The 15,103-nt window shown below is 72.9% G+C and carries 16 protein-coding genes; 5 read left to right on the top strand and 11 right to left on the bottom strand.

The features are described from left to right. Nucleotides 1-84: 84 nt before the first annotated feature. From AB0G28_RS32995 to AB0G28_RS32975, 5 genes are read right to left on the bottom strand one after another with little or no spacing between them, the layout of a single operon-like run. Entirely contained in the window at nt 85-906 is an 822-nt protein-coding gene (locus tag AB0G28_RS32995) for an alpha/beta hydrolase (protein WP_361098068.1), read from the bottom strand. Further along, on the bottom strand, nt 903-1,232 hold the full coding sequence (locus AB0G28_RS32990; RefSeq protein ID WP_361098065.1) for a DUF4387 domain-containing protein: 330 nt from the start codon (nt 1,230-1,232) through the stop codon (nt 903-905). The genes AB0G28_RS32995 and AB0G28_RS32990 overlap by 4 nt, the downstream gene beginning before the upstream one ends. Continuing rightward, a complete protein-coding gene (locus AB0G28_RS32985) occupies nt 1,225-2,592 on the bottom strand; it encodes an acyclic terpene utilization AtuA family protein (protein ID WP_361098062.1) in 1,368 nt (455 codons plus the stop codon). Before AB0G28_RS32985 ends, AB0G28_RS32990 begins: the two co-directional genes overlap by 8 nt. A 19-nt stretch (nt 2,593-2,611) precedes the next feature. Continuing rightward, nucleotides 2,612-3,550, bottom strand: coding sequence for an NAD(P)-dependent oxidoreductase (locus tag AB0G28_RS32980; protein ID WP_361098059.1), 939 nt, complete (start codon nt 3,548-3,550; stop codon nt 2,612-2,614). Then, nucleotides 3,547-4,821 carry an MFS transporter gene (locus AB0G28_RS32975; protein WP_361098056.1) on the bottom strand — a complete coding sequence of 425 codons (1,275 nt, stop codon included), beginning with the start codon at nt 4,819-4,821 and terminating at the stop codon, nt 3,547-3,549. The genes AB0G28_RS32980 and AB0G28_RS32975 overlap by 4 nt, the downstream gene beginning before the upstream one ends. 110 nt (nt 4,822-4,931) lie before the next feature. On the opposite strand from AB0G28_RS32975, the gene AB0G28_RS32970 reads away from it, so the two are divergent. Beyond that, complete coding sequence (locus AB0G28_RS32970; protein ID WP_361098053.1) at nt 4,932-5,657, top strand: GntR family transcriptional regulator; 726 nt, start codon at nt 4,932-4,934, stop codon at nt 5,655-5,657. A gap of 1 nt (nt 5,658) precedes the next feature. Here the strand turns inward: AB0G28_RS32970 and AB0G28_RS32965 are convergent, their stop codons facing one another. Beyond that, the gene (locus AB0G28_RS32965; RefSeq protein ID WP_361098050.1) at nt 5,659-6,735 is read right to left on the bottom strand and encodes a tartrate dehydrogenase; all 1,077 of its coding nucleotides are present in this window, start codon (nt 6,733-6,735) and stop codon (nt 5,659-5,661) included. A 114-nt stretch (nt 6,736-6,849) separates the two neighbouring features. Here AB0G28_RS32965 and AB0G28_RS32960 point away from each other — a divergent pair, with 114 nt between their 5' ends. Then, nucleotides 6,850-7,758 (top strand): LysR substrate-binding domain-containing protein, encoded by a 909-nt coding sequence (locus tag AB0G28_RS32960; RefSeq protein WP_361098047.1) that lies wholly within the window; start codon nt 6,850-6,852, stop codon nt 7,756-7,758. 9 nt (nt 7,759-7,767) lie between these two features. After that, a complete protein-coding gene (locus AB0G28_RS32955; RefSeq protein ID WP_361098044.1) occupies nt 7,768-8,427 on the top strand; it encodes a DUF2238 domain-containing protein in 660 nt (219 codons plus the stop codon). Between the two features lie 116 nt (nt 8,428-8,543). On the opposite strand, the gene AB0G28_RS32950 is transcribed toward AB0G28_RS32955, so the two are convergent. Both AB0G28_RS32950 and AB0G28_RS32945 read right to left on the bottom strand, forming a co-directional pair. Continuing rightward, nucleotides 8,544-9,560, bottom strand: coding sequence for an alcohol dehydrogenase catalytic domain-containing protein (locus tag AB0G28_RS32950; protein WP_361098041.1), 1,017 nt, complete (start codon nt 9,558-9,560; stop codon nt 8,544-8,546). Further along, nucleotides 9,553-9,984 (bottom strand): tautomerase family protein, encoded by a 432-nt coding sequence (locus tag AB0G28_RS32945; protein ID WP_361098182.1) that lies wholly within the window; start codon nt 9,982-9,984, stop codon nt 9,553-9,555. Before AB0G28_RS32945 ends, AB0G28_RS32950 begins: the two co-directional genes overlap by 8 nt. A gap of 92 nt (nt 9,985-10,076) precedes the next feature. Here AB0G28_RS32945 and AB0G28_RS32940 point away from each other — a divergent pair, with 92 nt between their 5' ends. After that, nucleotides 10,077-10,652 carry a TetR/AcrR family transcriptional regulator gene (locus AB0G28_RS32940; protein ID WP_361098038.1) on the top strand — a complete coding sequence of 192 codons (576 nt, stop codon included), beginning with the start codon at nt 10,077-10,079 and terminating at the stop codon, nt 10,650-10,652. 3 nt (nt 10,653-10,655) lie between these two features. Here AB0G28_RS32940 and AB0G28_RS32935 read toward each other — a convergent pair whose 3' ends face one another. Then, entirely contained in the window at nt 10,656-11,450 is a 795-nt protein-coding gene (locus AB0G28_RS32935; RefSeq protein WP_361098035.1) for an SDR family oxidoreductase, read from the bottom strand. 4 nt (nt 11,451-11,454) lie between these two features. After that, on the bottom strand, nt 11,455-12,276 hold the full coding sequence (locus AB0G28_RS32930) for an alpha/beta fold hydrolase (protein WP_361098031.1): 822 nt from the start codon (nt 12,274-12,276) through the stop codon (nt 11,455-11,457). A 108-nt stretch (nt 12,277-12,384) separates the two neighbouring features. Here AB0G28_RS32930 and AB0G28_RS32925 point away from each other — a divergent pair, with 108 nt between their 5' ends. Beyond that, on the top strand, nt 12,385-13,350 hold the full coding sequence (locus AB0G28_RS32925; protein WP_361098028.1) for a LysR family transcriptional regulator: 966 nt from the start codon (nt 12,385-12,387) through the stop codon (nt 13,348-13,350). Nucleotides 13,351-13,360: 10 nt separating this feature from the next. Here AB0G28_RS32925 and AB0G28_RS32920 read toward each other — a convergent pair whose 3' ends face one another. Further along, nucleotides 13,361-14,860, bottom strand: coding sequence for an FAD-dependent oxidoreductase (locus tag AB0G28_RS32920; protein WP_361098025.1), 1,500 nt, complete (start codon nt 14,858-14,860; stop codon nt 13,361-13,363). Between the last annotated feature and the right edge of the window lie 243 nt (nt 14,861-15,103).

Genomic DNA, 15,103 nt, shown 5'->3' with positions numbered 1-15,103 from the left:
ACGACGACACCGCACTATGTCCCGGGAATTTTCCTCCTGTCAACGGTTCGTCGGCGCGACAAGGGAATTCGATTGTTTCGGCGATTATTCCCGGCCGGGATCAGCCGGCAGCAAGCCGGTGAAGAAGTCGACGACCGGCGGCCGCGTCGCCGGGGCGCTGTGACCGGCCCCGGGGACCACGACCCGCCGGACCGCCGTGCCGTGCCCGGCCAGGCTTCGGGCCAGCCGGTCGAGTTGCTCGGGGCGGCTGTGGCCGGGGTGGCCCATGGCGGCCAGGTCGGCCCGCCCGTCGTCGTCCGCGCCGATGACGAGCAGCACCGGCACCCGGACGACGGCGCCGGGATCCACGGTGATCCCGAACCGCTCCCGGGTGTCGCCGACGCCGTCCGGCCACGCGAGCGCGTCGTCGAGCAGGGTCACGCGGCCGGGTGCGCCGACGGCGACGGCGGCGACCCGGTCCGGGTGGAGGTAGAGGAAGCGGTGGGCGAACTGGCCGCCGCCGGAGTGCCCGCACAGCAGCACGGTGCCGATCCGCGCGTTCCACCGGAACCGCACCTGCTCCAGGATGTCCAGCAACACCAGGTCGAACCGGATGCCGTGGGCATCGAGGAGCTTGTAGCCGTCGACGTCGTCCGGGTCGTCGATACCGACCGGGAACAGCGGGATCACCACGATCAGGCGGTGGCGTTCCGCGAAGGGGATGAACCCTTCGCGCAGTTCCCCGACGCTGCGGCCGGTGCCGTGCACGGCCACCAGAACCGGCAGTTCGGCGTCGGGGGTCCAGCTCGTGGGCACGTAGACGCAGTAACTGCAGCGCGGCTCGCCCGGTGCGGCGAAGAAGGGCGAGCGCTTGGTGAGCAGCCTCCGGCCGGGGTGCGTGGCGGGCAGGTCCGCGACCCGGATCACGAAACCTCCCCGCCGCGGCCGGTGACCACCAGGCGAGCGAGGGGCACGTGGTGCTGTCCCGCGTGGACGTCGCGATCCCGCAGCGAGCCCTGGCCGACCGGCCGGGGGAAGGAGATCTTCACGACGTCGAGCGCAGGGATCCGGAACACCCGGACGGCGCTCTCCTCGACGCGGTAGAGCTCCGCGATCACCCGCTCGTCCACCAGCTCCGCGGCGATCCGGTAGCCCTCGGCGTCCCGCATGAACAGCTCCATGGTGACCCAGAACGGGCCGGCGTTCTTCGACCGGACCTCATGGGCGAGATCCGCGAGAGTCGTGTCAGACAAGGGTTTTCTCCCCCAGCTCGATCCGGAACAGGTCCGTCGGCGCGGCGCAGTCGACGACGTGGTTGAGCACGAACTCGTAGGCCGCGCCGCGTTCGACCTCCGCGGGCGAGAACGGGAAGGCGAGGCTGGGCAGGTAGGCCATCCCCGGGGCGGGCAGGTGCAGCATCAGCGGGTTGGCGACCTTGGCGACGGCCGTGGCGGTCGCCTGGTCGGGCGCGTTGACGAGCAGCATGACGCCGACCTCGCGGGGCGGCCCGCTCTCCGGCTCGAGGTCGTCCAGCACGGCGTTGTGGCCGTAGAGGCGGAGGTCGAAGGCGTACTCGTCGCCGGCCAGCTCCAGTGTCTGGCGCACCCGTTCGGTGATCATCGTGCGCATGAGGTTCGCCCAAGCATCGACGTCGGCGAGGATGAGCGGGTCCCGGATCGCCGAAAACGACACGGTCTCGTAGCCGGTGATCCGCGCGCCTTCCAGCTTGATCGTGTACTGCGCGGCGGGGTGGAACCGCGACCCTTCGACGCGCACGATCCGGTCGTCGGCCGCGGTGTACCGCGCGTCCCGGACGTCGAGGGTGCCGGCGGGCTCCCGCATCTCGAACGGGTCCGCGGACTCGTAGAGCATGTGCGCCGCCACCGAAATCGGCGTGCACGACACGGCGGGGTCGAGCGGTTCGATGGTGAAGCCGTGCGCGTCGATCGTGGCGAGGACGCCGCCCGCGCGCGGGTTGCTCGTGCACTGGCCACCGCACTCGACGATCTTGGCGGCGTGCCACGCCGGCCCGGCGGGCATCCCCTTCATGAGCGGGTAGGCGGCCGCCACCGCGGTGTCGGTGGCGCGGCCGGCGAGCACCACCTGAGCGCCGGCGCGCAGCGCTTCGACGATCGGTTCGTGCCCCATCGCGCCGACGATGCGGGTGCAGCTCTCGAGGGTCTCGGCCCGCAGCTCCCCCAGCGGCGGCAGCGGGTGGATCCGGCCCGCGTCGAGGTGGTCCTTCAGGCCGGCGGCGTCCTGCTCGCTGTAGATCCGCGCGACGGCCAGGTCCAGGCCTTCTTCGGCCAGCACCTCGACGGCGATCCCGGCGACCCAGTCGACGCCGCCGTCGGTCCCGCTCGTCCCGCAGGAGCCGACGATCAGCGGGATGCCCGCGCCGGCCGCGGCCGTCAGCAGGCTGCGCAGGTCGCGGGCCACCGCCTTGGCCGTCGTCTTGGGCCGCCCGGACCCGAGGTAGTAGGGGCCGGAATCGGTCGACCCGGCGTCGACGGTGATGACGTCGGCCCCCAGGGCGATGCCGCGCTCGATCGTGGCGTGGTCCCACCCGGCGCCGAGCATGCCGCTCGGCACCAGGACGCGCACTGTGTCCATGTCCCTCATTTCGCTCCGTTCACCACGAACCGCGCCCGTCCCGCGAGCGCGGCCACGATTTCTTCGGCACCGCGCAGGCCCGCGGCCCGCCGTGCTTCGGCGGTCTGCCCGGCCAGGTGGGAACAGACGACGATCCCGTCCACCCCGCGCAAGGGGCTGCCGGGCGGCAGCGGCTCCTCGGCCACGACGTCGAGCGCGGCGCCCGCGATCTCCCGTCCCGCACGGCCGCGACGAGGGCGTCCTCGTCGACGATGGGTCCGCGTGCGGTGTTGACCAGCAGCGCCGTCGGCTTCATCCGCTTGAACGCCACGGCGTCCAGCAGGCCCCGGGTCCGTTCGGTGAGCGCGGTGTGCACCGAGACGAAGTCCGAAGTGGACAGCAGCTCCGGCAGCCCGGTGAACCGGACACCCGGTTCCCGCGATTCCGCCGGGACGTTCGTCGCGCACAGGACCGTCATCCCGAACGCGCGGGCCAGCGGGACCACCGCGCGCGCCGAAGCGCCGTAGCCGATGAGGCCGAGGGTCGAGCCACGCAGTTCGCGCCCGGCCTCGCGCGGCCAGTCGCCCCGCGCCACCCCGGTCGCGGACTGCACGAGCCGCCGGGCGCCCGCCAGCAGCAGGCCGAGGGTGTACTCGGCCACGGCGTTGGCGTTGACACCGGGCAGGGTGCTCACGGTGATCCCGAGCCGGGCCGCGGCAGCGACGTCGATCGAGTCGTGCCCCACGCCCGTCCGCACGATGGCGCGCAACCTCGGGGCGCGGGCGAGGACGTCCTCCGTCAGCGGTTCGTTGGCCACCAGTGCCGCGTCGACGCCGGCCAGGGCGGCGGCGAGCCGGCCGGGATCGCGACGGCCGGTCATGGGCAGGTGCGTGGTCTCCAGGCCCGCACTCCGCAAGAACCGGTCGGTCTCGTCGCCGGGCCGCAGGTAGTCCGTGGTGATCAGGACGCGGGTGCTCACAGCGCGCGCCCCGAGGCCGACCGGCGCTGCCGGGCACTGATCCGGGAGACGGCCAGCACGGCGAGGAGCCCGACGATCGCGACGTGCAGCGGCAGCAGGGGCCAGCCCGTCAGGTCGACCATCCCGCCGACCGCGGCGGGCCCGAGGAAACCGCCGCCCACCCAGCCGACGGTGTAGAGCCCGGTGTAGGTCCCGACCAGGCGATCGGACGGGGCGAGGTTCCACAGCACGACGACCGCGTTGACCAGGAACGAGGACGCACCCGCTGCGGCGACGCAGAGGCCGGCGACCACGCCGGTCGGCGTCCGGACCACGGCGCCGAGCACCATGCCGGCCGCGAACACCGTCATCCCGGCCCGCATCACCCGCAGCCGGCCGAAGCGTTCGGCGAGCCGCGCGACCGGGTAGGCGGCCAGGATGAAGGCCACGCCGCTGGGCAGCGTCAGCCCGCCCGCTTCGCCACGGGACAGGTGCAGCACTTCCATGCCGTACGGCGTGATGAGCGCTCGCGAAGCGGCCCACGCGCCGCCGAAGAGCAGGATGGCCCCGATGAGCAGCAGCCGGCTGCGGTCGGTGTCCCGGACGATGTCGAGCACCGTGTCCCGCACCCGCGGGCCGGGTTTCGCCGCGCCGCGCTCTTCGCGGTCCTCCTCGAGCGCCCTCCGGTAGGCCGGGGACCGGTTGTCCCGCACCTTCGCGGCGAGCACGGCCAGGGACACCACCATCAGGACCGAGGGAACGGCGAACGACAGCTTCGGATGCGCGTCGACCAGGAAGATGCTGATCAGGGCCGCGACCATCACCGTGAGGCTCGAGGCGATCTTGACGACGGCGTTGGCGCGGCTGCGCCGCTCGGGCGGGACGAAGTCCGGGAGCAGCGATTCGGCGATCGGCTTGAACGAGTTCGCGACCAGCGCGTAGCCGAACATCACCAGGACCAGCAGCGGGAGCGAGCCGGCGACGTGCGGGATGACGAGGAACAGCAGTGCCGCCAAGGGCATTCCGGCGATGAGGTACGGCATCCGCCGCCCCCACGAGGTGCGCGTGCGGTCCGACCGGTTGCCCATCCACGGCTGGATGAAGAAGCCGAGCACGTTGTCCATCCCCATCAGCAGGCCGACCAGCGCCGCACTGCCGATGTGCTCCCGCAGCAGCGGCGGAACCTGCGAGTCGTAGAGGTTCCACGTCGACTCCTGCGCGAAGACGGCCAGGGCCACGAAGAACGTGATCCGTCCGGTCCGCACGCGTTGTGCGCTCGACGTCGTCGTCATCCGGCACCTTCCTGTCCCACCGCGGCCGCGGTGACCGCCACCGTACTTTTGCTATAGCAAGACCGTCAAGAGTTGCATTTTGGATTTGCCATGGCGGATAAGGTGACGCCATGGCGAGTGAGACGTTGAAGGGCCTGACAGCCGACACGCTGGCCGACCGCGCGTACCGGGCCCTTCGCGACGCGATCTCGACCGGCGAGCTCCGGCCGGGGCAGAAGGTCACCGAACGCGGCCTCGCCGAGCGGCTCTCGGTGAGCCCGACGCCGGTGCGCGAGGCCATCCGGCGGCTGGAGCAGGACGGCCTCCTCGAACGCACCGGCCCGCGGACCGTCCAGGTGGCCGCCTTCGGCGACACCGCGGTCCAGGACCTCGCCGAGGTCGAGGTGGCACTGCGCGGGATGGTGGCCCGCTTCGCCGCCCGGCACGCGTCCCCGGCGCAGCTGGACCACCTCGACGCCGTCCTCGACGAAGCCGACGACCTGCTGATCCTCGTCCAGCAGCGCCGGCGGGCCGGGCAGGACATCTCGCGGCACGTGGACCGGCTGCTGGACGCCATGCAGCGCTTCAACGAAGGCGTCGAGTCGTGCGCCCGCAACCCGGTGCTGGTGCGGCTGCTGGGCCAGACCCGGGTGTTCTCCGCACCGGAACGGCGGGCCAGGCTGCTCGACCGCATCGCCGAGGACGACCGGTTCGGCCTCGACCGCTACGGCAGCCACCGCGCGCTGGTCCGGGCGCTGAGAGCGGGTGACTCCGCGGCGGCGGAGGCGCTCGTCGTCGACGACGCCCGCGGCGGGCTCGGCGACCTGCTCGCCGCACCGGCCACCGCCGCCCGCTGAATCACCGCGCGATCTCGGCGGCGATCGCCGCACCCAGGCTCTCGGTCGTGCCGGAGCCGCCGAGGTCGGGGGTCAGCACTTCCGGGCGTTCGGCGAGCACGTTTTCGATCGCGGCCACGACCGCCGCGGCCGCGGTGGTCTCCCCCAGGTGGTCGAGCAGCATGGCGCCGCTCCAGATCTGCCCGACCGGGTTGGCGATGCCGCGCCCGGCGATGTCCGGGGCCGAGCCGTGGACCGGCTCGAACAGGCTCGGCGCGGTGCGGTCGGGGTTGATGTTGGCGCTCGGGGCGATCCCGATGGTCCCGGTGCAGGCCGGCCCGAGGTCGGAGAGGATGTCGCCGAAGAGGTTGCTCGCGACGACGACGTCGTAGGCCCGCGGCTCGAGCACGAACTTGGCGGCGAGGATGTCGATGTGGTCCTTGTCCGCGGCCACCTCCGGGTACTGCCGCGCCATCAGCTCCGCGCGTTCGTCCCAGTAGGGCATGGAGATGGCGATGCCGTTGCTCTTGGTCGCCCACGTCAGGTGCTTGCGGGGCCGTGCGGCGGCGAGGTCGAAGGCGTAGCGCAGCACGCGGTCCACGCCGGTCCGGGTCAGCACGGTCTCCTGGAGCACCGTTTCGCGGTCGGTGCCCTCGAAGATCCGGCCGCCGATGCTCGAATACTCGCCTTCGGTGTTCTCGCGGACGACGAGGAAGTCGATGTCGCCCGGGCCGTGGTCACGCAGCGGGCCGCGCACCCCGCGGAGCAGCCGGACCGGCCGCAGGTTGACGTACTGGTCGAAACCCCGGCGGAACCGCAGGAGGCTGCCCCACAGCGAAACGTGGTCGGGCACCACCTCGGGCCACCCGACCGCGCCGAAGAAGATCGCGTCGAAGCCGCCGAGCACGTCCCGCCAGTCCGGCGGCAGCATCTCGCCGTGCCGTAGCCAGTACTCGGCACAGGCGAACCCGAACTCGGTGACGTCGAGCCCGAACCCGTGGGCATCGGCGGCGGCGTACAGGCACCGCAGTCCTTCCGGGACGACCTCGAGGCCGATGCCGTCGCCGGGGATGACCGCGATGCGGTGACGCTGGGACACGGGACGCTCCTGTCGCTCGGGTGGGCACGCACCTTCACCTTGATCGGCGGTCAGCGGCGCAACAAGAGCGTGGCCGGCAACCTATCCTTTCGCCGAGCGAAAGGACAGGTCGCGATGATCGACGATCTCCGCTTCTTCCGGGTGGTCGCGTCGAGCGAGACGCTGACGGCCGCCGCCCGGGAACTGCAGTGCTCGCTGCCGGTGGTCAGCAAGCGCCTCAGCGCGCTGGAACGCCGGCTCGACGCGCGGCTGGTGCACCGCGGCACGCGCCGGCTCGTGCTGACCTCCGAGGGGGAACTGTTCGCCGCGCGCCTGGAGCCGATCCTCGACCAGGTCCGCGAGCTCGAGGACCTCGTCGCCCACCGTTCCGGCGACCTGCGGGGGTCCATCGTGGTCCAGGCCACCCTCGGTCTCGGCCGCGCGCACATCGCCCCGCTGCTCGGCGAGTTCGCCGAGCAGCACCCCCGGGTGAGCGTCGAACTGCACACGTCCGCGCTCCCCCTGCGCCCGCACCGGCGCGAGTTCGACCTGGCCGTCCACGTGGGACCACCCCCGGACTCCTCGCTGCGCATGCGCCGGCTGGCGAAGAACCGCCGGATCCCGTGTGCGTCACCGTCCTATGTGGAGCGACGAGGGATGCCCGAGCGGATCGAAGACCTCGAGGACCACGACTGCATCGTGCTCCGCGAGAACGAGGGCGACTTCGCCGTGTGGCGCTTCGGGGACGCCCGCAGCCCCCGGCAGGTCCGGGTACGCGGGCGCCTGTCGTGCGACGACGGCGACGTCGTGACCGGCTGGGCCCTGCGGGGGCACGGCGTGATCATGCGCTCGGAGTGGCAGGTCCGCGCGCACCTGGACAGCGGCGCCCTGGTGCGCGTCCTGCCCGGCGTGCCGACCCCATCGGCCGACATCTACGCGCTGCGCCCCGGCGGCGCCCACGCGCCCCGGCGGGTCGGCGAGCTGGTCAGGTACCTGGCCGCCCGGCTGCCGGACCGCATCGCTCACCGCCGATCGGCGCGATAGGTTCCCCGGATGGTGCGCGGAGCGAGCCGGACCGAGGGGACGCTGCTGGCCGGCGTCGTGCTCGCGGCGCTCGTCGTCACCGGGGTGCGGGCCCGCTCGCCCGGTACCTGGTTCCTGGAAGTCGTCTGGGTGCTGATCGGGCTGCCCCTGGTGGTGGCGCTGCGCAAGAGGTTCCCCCTGACGCGCCTGCTGTGCTGGCTGCTGGTCCTCCACGCGCTCGTGCTGTGCTACGGCGGGCAGTACACGTACGCCGAAACGCCGCTCGGGGAATGGGTGCAGCACTGGCTGGGGACGAAGCGCAACGACTACGACCGGCTCGGCCACTTCGTCCAGGGCTTCGTCCCCGCCGTCGCGGTGCGTGAGGTGCTGCTGCGCCGGACGCCGCTGCGGGCGGGCGGCTGGGTCGCGTTCCTGACGGTCAGCGTCTGCCTGGCGATCAGCGCGTGCTTCGAATTCGTGGAATGGTTCAGCGCGCTCGTCGCCGGTTCCGGCGCGGACGCTTTCCTCGCCACCCAGGGAGACGTCTGGGACACCCAGTGGGACATGTTCCTCTGCCTGTGCGGCGCGGTGGTTTCCGTGCTGGTCTGGCGCCGGGTCCACGACCGGCAGCTGGGCGACGTCGTCAGCCGCCCGTCGCCGCCCGGATCGCCTTCGCCTTCTCCTCGGTGAACACGCCGCCGTCCAGCAGGGACAGGATCGAAGGCCCGGCCGGGGCACCCGGATCCACCAGCGACGGTTCGGAGCGTCCGTGCCAGGCCGGCCGGCCGGCGCGTTCGGACCGCAGCTCACGCCCCGGGCAAGTCCCGCACGAAGACGGGCTTGAGGTGCCGCTCCGGCAACGCCTCCGGCAGCGCTTCCCAGCCGAAGACGTCCGAGACGACCCGCCGCGGGTCCACCCGGCCGGTCCGCGCGAGGTCGAGCGCGTCCGGCAGGTGCGTGCGCACGTTGTCGCGGGCGATGCGCAGGTTCACCCCCGTCAGGTACATCTCCAGCAGCGGCAGCTCGCCCGGGCGGAAGTGGTTGCCCGCGCTCTCGCAGATCCCTTCCGGGGCCAGCGACCGCAGGGCCGTGGCGAGCTCGCCGACCCGGCCGGTCGACTCGATCGCCAGGTCGAACCCGTGGTGGACCGGCTCGATCGCCTCGGCCGTGCGGGCGCCGTAGGTGCCGGCGATCGCCCGGTGCGCCGGGTCCGGGTCGACGTAGAGCACGTCCGACGCGCCCAGCGCGCGGGCGATGTCGCACACGTAGAGGCCGATGCTGCCGCGGGCGATCACCAGCACCCGCGCGCCCGGCTTCGCCCGCAGGTGCGGGGCGACCAGCCGCCACGACAGCGACCAGTTGTCGCTCGCCGAGGCCATCGCCACCGGATCCAGCCCGGACGGCAGCGGCACCAGCATCGCGTCGGCCCACGGGACGCGCACCAGGTCGGAGAACAGCCCGCCCCAGGCCCCGCCGATCGGGGCGCCGAACATCGCCATGTGCGGCACCGACGTGCAGTGCGCCGTCAGCCCCGCGCGGCAGCGCTCGCACTCCCCGCAGGAGATCGCCCACGGCACGACCACGAGGTCCCCGGGCGAGACGTGCGTGACGGCTTCACCGACCTCGGTCACCCGCGCGACGCACTCGTGGCCGAGGGCGAACGGCGGCGGGATCGGGCCGTGCCCGGCCAGGATCGCCGAATCGACGTCGCACGAGGTCGCCGCGACCGGTGCCACGATCGCGTCCCGATCGGACTCCAGGGCGGGGTCCGGCGCCTCGCGCCACTCGACGGCCCGGCGGGCGACGTAGGTCAGCTCACGCACCGGCCGCCTCCCGGGACTGCTCGGCCAGGGCGACCAGGTCGGCGTAGCGCACGATGCCGCCGCCCGCCCCCCACGTGCCCTCGGCCTGCTCGTGGATCAGCACCCACACCCGCAGCGCGTCGGCCTCGGTCAGCCCGGCGGCCTTCAGCACGACCTGCGTGGCCTCCTGCACCAGCCCGGCCTTGCGGCGGTCCGACACCGCTCCCTGGGGAACCGTGACGTCCACCCGGAACCGCGGCGCGTCGTCCGCGGCCGTGGCCTGGGCGCCCGCGGGCAGCTCGTGCAGGTAGCTCCACGCCTGCGCGCGGAAGAACTCCGTGTCCGGCGCGCCTTCCCAGCGCAGCAGCACCGCGGCCAGCTCGCGGTGGACACCCGCCCGCCCCTCGGCCGTCAGGACTCCGGCGGGTGCGGTCAGTTCGATCATCGGCACGGCATCGCTCCTCCCGGTTATAACACTCGTTATAACCGCGGCGGACGCTACACTATGACGGTCGTTATAGCCAGGGAAGGACGCCGATGACCGAGCCGAGCCCGCCGTCGCGGCAGCAACTCGTCGCGGGAGCCGCCGACATGATCCGGCGCCGCGGGCTCAACGCCACCAGCATCCGCGAGGTGGCCAAGCACGCCGGAACCCCGCTGGGGTCCACGTACCACTACTTCCCCGGCGGCAAGCAGCAGCTGGCGACCGAGGCGGTCCGCTTCGCCGGTGACACGGTCACCCGGATGCTGGACAAGCGGCTGCGCGCGGGACCGGTCGACGGGCTGCGCGCCTTTCTCGCGCTGTGGCGCGAAATCCTCACCGGCAGCGATTTCCAGGCCGGCTGTCCCGTCCTCGCGGTGTCCATCGAAGAAGGCACGCACGGCGAAGCCCTCTCCGCCGCGGCGGAGGCGTTCACCGGCTGGGAAGCCCAGCTGACCGGATCCCTGCGCGAACACGGCGTCGCCGCCGCCGAAGCGGGCAGGCTCGCCACGCTGGCCGTCGCCGCGGCCGAGGGCGCCGTGGCCATGTGCCGCGCCCAGCGCAGCACCCGGCCCCTCGACCGCGTCTCCGCCCAGCTCGAAAGCCTGATCACCACGGCGGTCGGCGGCTGAACCTCAGTGCGTTTCGGTGGCGTACCCGCCGTCGATGGCGAGGGTGGCACCGGTGATGTTCCCGGCCACCCGGTCGCTGGCCAGGAAGGCCGCGAGGTTCGCGACCTCCGCGGGCCGCGTGAAGCGGCCGGTGACGGCGTGGGCGGCGGCCTCCTCGGCCACCGCTCCCGGATTCGCGCCCGTGGTGGCGGCGACCGTCTCGGCCACGCCACCGGTCCCGAGCCACAGGTCCGTCGCGACCGGCCCCGGGTTGATCGCGTTGACGCGGACGCCGTGCGGGCCGAACTCCTTCGACACCGACTTCGTGAAGTTGACCAGCGCCGCCTTCGCCGCGCTGTAGTCGATGACGCCGGGGTCCGGCAGGATCGCGTTGACCGAGGCGATCGTGACGATGCTGCCCCGCCCGGCGGTCACCATCGTCGGCAGCACGGCGCGGGTGGCCCGGACCGCGCTCAGCAGGTTCAAGGTCAGCGACCGGGTCCACTCGTCGTCGTCGACCAGCAGGAAGCCGTTCGGCCGCGGGGTGACGGCGCCGACGTTGTTGACCAGGATGTCGATGCGCCCCAGCTCGGTCAGGGCCAGCTCCGCGAGCCGGCCCGGGCCGTCGGCGGTGCCGAGGTCGACGGCGAGCGCGTGGGCCTTCCCCGCCTGGGCGAGCGCTTCGAGGTCCGGCCCCGGGACGCGCGCTCCGGCCACGACGTGGGCCCCCTCCGCGACGAGGGCTTCGGTGACGGCCAGCCCGATGCCCCGGCTGGCCCCGGTGACGACGGCGACCGCGCCGTCCAGACCGAGATCCACGGGCCTAGATCCCCTGGTCGCGCAGCCAGCCGAGGACGGCGTCGGCGACCTCGCGCCAGCCGCTGTCGATGGTGAGCGAGTGACCGCGGCCCTCGAACTGCTTCAGCTCGGTGACCGCCGCGGAGTCCCGGTACTGCTTGAATGTCGAGCGGGTGACCACGTCCGGGACCGTGTGGTCGGCCGTCCCGGAGATCAGCAGGAGCGGGCCGCGGTCCTCGCGGCGGGTGTCGACCGCGGCCTGGGAGTGCAGCACGAAGTTCGCGGCCGCGGCCTGGAACAGCGGCCGGGCCGGGGACGGGATCGTCCAGCGGCGGTACAGCTCCGACGACTCCTCGTCGGTCAGGGCGTTGCCGAAGCCGAACCGGAACTCCTTCTCGGTCAGCGACACCGCGCGGTGGAGGTTCGCCGGGTTGCCCAGCGCCGGCAGGCCCGCGCGCAGCTGCGCCAGCGGCAGCGGCAGCACGCCCTTGATCTGCGCGGGGTCGATGGCGACACCGGCCAGGCCGATCCCCTGGCCCAGCAGCTTTTCGGTGATCAGGCCGCCGAAGGAGTGCCCGATGATCACCGGCGGTCGCCCGAGGCCCTCGATGATCGACGCGAAGTGGCCGGTGGCGTCGTCGATCCCGATGTCCGCGACGGCGTCCGGGTTCTCGCGCGCCAGCTCGACGGTTTCGGGTTCGTGCGGCCAGCCGGGCGCGACGGGTGCGTACCCGGCCGCCCGGAAGTGGTCGACCCACGGGTTCCACGACGTGGCGTGCAGCCACAGACCGTGGATGAACACGACAGGGGTGCCCGGCTCGGCCATCGAATCCTCCAGTGTTCGCATGGACTGCTCGAAGCCAACCGGACACTCCGCGGCGCGTCCAAGACCTGTTGCGCGCGAATCGATAGCCGTGGTGACATCGTCCGGACACTCACGCCACGGAAGGCCCGCATGGACCTCGACCTCAGGTTGGTGCGGTACTTCGTCACCGTCGCCGACGAACTGCACTTCGGACGGGCCGCCGCCAAGCTGTTCATCAGCCAGCCGGCGCTGTCCAAGCAGATCCGCAAGCTCGAAACCGACGTCGGCGGGCCGCTGTTCGTGCGCGACAGCCGGCACGTCGCGCTGACTCCGCGCGGCGAGCGGTTCCTGCACCTCGCCCGGCAGCTGCTGGCCACCGCGGACCAGATGCTGCGCGAGCCCGCGCCGCACCACCTGCGGATCGCCCACATCTTCGAGCTCGACACCAGCCGGGTCCTCGCCGACGCGTTCGTCGCCGCCCATCCCGGCGTCCAGCTCGTCCAGAGCCAGATGGACAGCGCCCGCCAGCTCACCGCGCTGCTCGAAGGCCACCTCGACGTCGGGATCATCCGCGTCACCACCGCCATGAAGGCCGCCCACCCGGCGGGGTGGCGGCACACGCTGCTGCGGCTGGAGCCGTTCTGGCTGGTCGGCCGGCCGGGCGACCCGCGCCGGACGGCCGTGTCGGTGCACGAACGACCGATCGAGGTCTTCGCGGACGCGCCCGGCACGGCGCTGTTCAACGTGCACGGCCGGTACCTGAGGTCGCTGGAGCAGCACACCGGCCTCGCCCTGCGCTGGCTGGGCAACCCCGGCACCTTCGACACCTGCCACGCGGCGGTCAGCCGGGCACGCGACAGCGCGTTCCTGCTCGAGTTCGACAGCTACGCCCGCCGGTACGCCGACCGCGGCGTCCCGGTCCACCGGCCGCAGGAACTCCAGCCGGTCTACCCGTGGTCGCTGGCCTGGCGGGACGGCGAGCCGCCGGAAGCCGTCGAAGTCTTCCTCGAGGTCGCCCGCGAAACCGCGGCCCGCCACCGCTGGCAGCACCCCGAACGCGCGGACGCCGCGCCGCTGTGGGCACCACCCGAAGATCTCGCCCTGGCCACCCCGTGAAAGCCGCGGGCTACAGCGCCGCGAGGTAGTCCGACACCACCGAGACGTCGCCGGCGTCGGAGATCACGGCGAGGTAGCCGTCGGGACGGATCAGCGCGAGGGTGCGGCCGGTCGCGCCGTAGGCACGGGTGAGGTGGCCTTCGGGGTCGGCGATGTCGCCGGGACCGGCCGGCCGGCCGACGACCCGGAACGTCCTGAGGCCGGCGCTCTTCGCTTCGACCTCGGGCGCGTCGCCGAAGCTCAGCAGTGTGAAGCGCCCGCCGCGGGTCAGGTCGAACAACCGGCGCTCGCCGTCCACGGTCAGCAGCCCGGTCGCGTCGGGAGCGCGGTCGCCGGCTCGGAGCGCGGCCGTCTCGTCGCGGTCGTCGCGGGCCAAAGCGGACCCGCGATAGCGCACGCCGAGCTGCATCGTGTCCGCGTCGCGGCGGATCGGGATGCCCTTCTCCTCGATCGCCTGCGCCAGGCGCGCGTCCGAAAGCGCGAGCACGCCGGCGGCGACCGGACGGCGTTCGGCTTCGTAGCTGTCGAGCAACGCCGGCGAGGCACCTTGGGCGACCGCCGCGAGCTTCCAGCCGAGGTTGTGCGCGTCCTGGATGCCGGTGTTCATCCCCTGGCCACCGGCGGGCGAGTGGATGTGCGCCGCGTCGCCGGCCAGGAAGACGCGGCCCTCGCGGTAGCGGTCGGCGAGCCGGACGTTGGCGCGCCACAGCGACGACCACTCCGGTTCGCGCAGGCGGAGGTCGGTACGGCCGCTGCGCCGCTCGAGGATCGCCTGGAGGTTCGCGAGGCCGAGCCCGGGATCCTGCCCGGGCGCGATGCTGGCCTGGTACTGGAAGACGTCGGTCGAGGGCAGCGGGCACAGGCTGGCGAGGCCGTCGGGGTGCCGCCACATGTGCCAGGCGTCGCGGTCGAGGCCGTCGACCCCGACGTCGGCGACGATCATCCGCACGGCGTCCCGGGTCTCGCCCTCGAAGGTGATCCCGGCCTGCTTGCGGACGAGGCTGTGGCCGCCGTCGCAGCCGACGAGCCAGCGCGCGCCGATCGTCTCGGTCACGCCGTCCTTCACGACCACCGCCGACACGCCCTCGCCGGACTGCTCGAAGCTGTCGAGCGCGGCGCCGAACTCGACGTCCCCGCCCAGCTCCGCCAGCCGCAGCCCCAGTGTCTCTTCGATCCGCCACTGGGGCGTGATCAGGCTGGCCGGGTAAGGAATGTCGGGGCGGTCCCCCGCCGTCTCGGTGCCACCGAGCGTCACCTGCCCGCCGGGCGCGACCGACCGGATCGGCATCGCCATCCGGCCGTGGGCGAGCACGCGGCCGACGACGCCGAGGTCGTCGAACACCTCGAGGGTGCGCGGCTGGACGCCTTTGCCCCGCGAGCCGGGCCGCGGGCCGGGCGCGGCTTCGATCAGGCGGAAGGAAACGCCGCCGCGGGCGAGTTCGCAGGCCAGCGTCAGCCCGGTCGGCCCGGCACCGACGATCAGCACGGTCAGGTCCGTCGTCTGCGGCATCAGTGTCCCCCGTCGAGAAAGAAACCCCTTTCCGGCCAGCGTAGAGCGGTTGCGCCCGCGCCGGCCACCCGGTCGCCGTTCCCCCCATTCGGGTGGCGCCCGTAACTTCACCCCGCGGCCGGACGACCCTGAACGAAAGTGCTTCCGGGGAGGAGGCTGCCTAATGTTTTTGTCAAGCAGCTGTGACTTGTGCATGGTCGGCTTGGTAGGGCCGGCGGGTCCGCAGGAGCGCGAACAGGACGT

This window comes from Amycolatopsis sp. NPDC021455 (assembly GCF_040640995.1).
Classification (GTDB): domain Bacteria; phylum Actinomycetota; class Actinomycetes; order Mycobacteriales; family Pseudonocardiaceae; genus Amycolatopsis.
Note: the sequence above shows the minus strand (reverse complement) of the source record. Positions and strands in the feature narration are given on the sequence as shown.

Excerpts from the sequence above, each read along its gene's own strand:
- AB0G28_RS32985 (WP_361098062.1), bottom strand. The coding sequence starts at position 2,592 with ATGGACACAGTGCGCGTCCTGGTGCCGAGCGGCATGCTCGGCGCCGGG.
- AB0G28_RS32975 (WP_361098056.1), bottom strand. The coding sequence starts at position 4,821 with ATGACGACGACGTCGAGCGCACAACGCGTGCGGACCGGACGGATCACG.
- AB0G28_RS32970 (WP_361098053.1), top strand. The coding sequence starts at position 4,932 with ATGGCGAGTGAGACGTTGAAGGGCCTGACAGCCGACACGCTGGCCGAC.
- AB0G28_RS32960 (WP_361098047.1), top strand. The coding sequence starts at position 6,850 with ATGATCGACGATCTCCGCTTCTTCCGGGTGGTCGCGTCGAGCGAGACG.
- AB0G28_RS32955 (WP_361098044.1), top strand. The coding sequence starts at position 7,768 with ATGGTGCGCGGAGCGAGCCGGACCGAGGGGACGCTGCTGGCCGGCGTC.
- AB0G28_RS32945 (WP_361098182.1), bottom strand. The coding sequence starts at position 9,984 with ATGATCGAACTGACCGCACCCGCCGGAGTCCTGACGGCCGAGGGGCGG.
- AB0G28_RS32940 (WP_361098038.1), top strand. The coding sequence starts at position 10,077 with ATGACCGAGCCGAGCCCGCCGTCGCGGCAGCAACTCGTCGCGGGAGCC.
- AB0G28_RS32930 (WP_361098031.1), bottom strand. The coding sequence starts at position 12,276 with ATGCGAACACTGGAGGATTCGATGGCCGAGCCGGGCACCCCTGTCGTG.
- AB0G28_RS32925 (WP_361098028.1), top strand. The coding sequence starts at position 12,385 with ATGGACCTCGACCTCAGGTTGGTGCGGTACTTCGTCACCGTCGCCGAC.
- AB0G28_RS32920 (WP_361098025.1), bottom strand. The coding sequence starts at position 14,860 with ATGCCGCAGACGACGGACCTGACCGTGCTGATCGTCGGTGCCGGGCCG.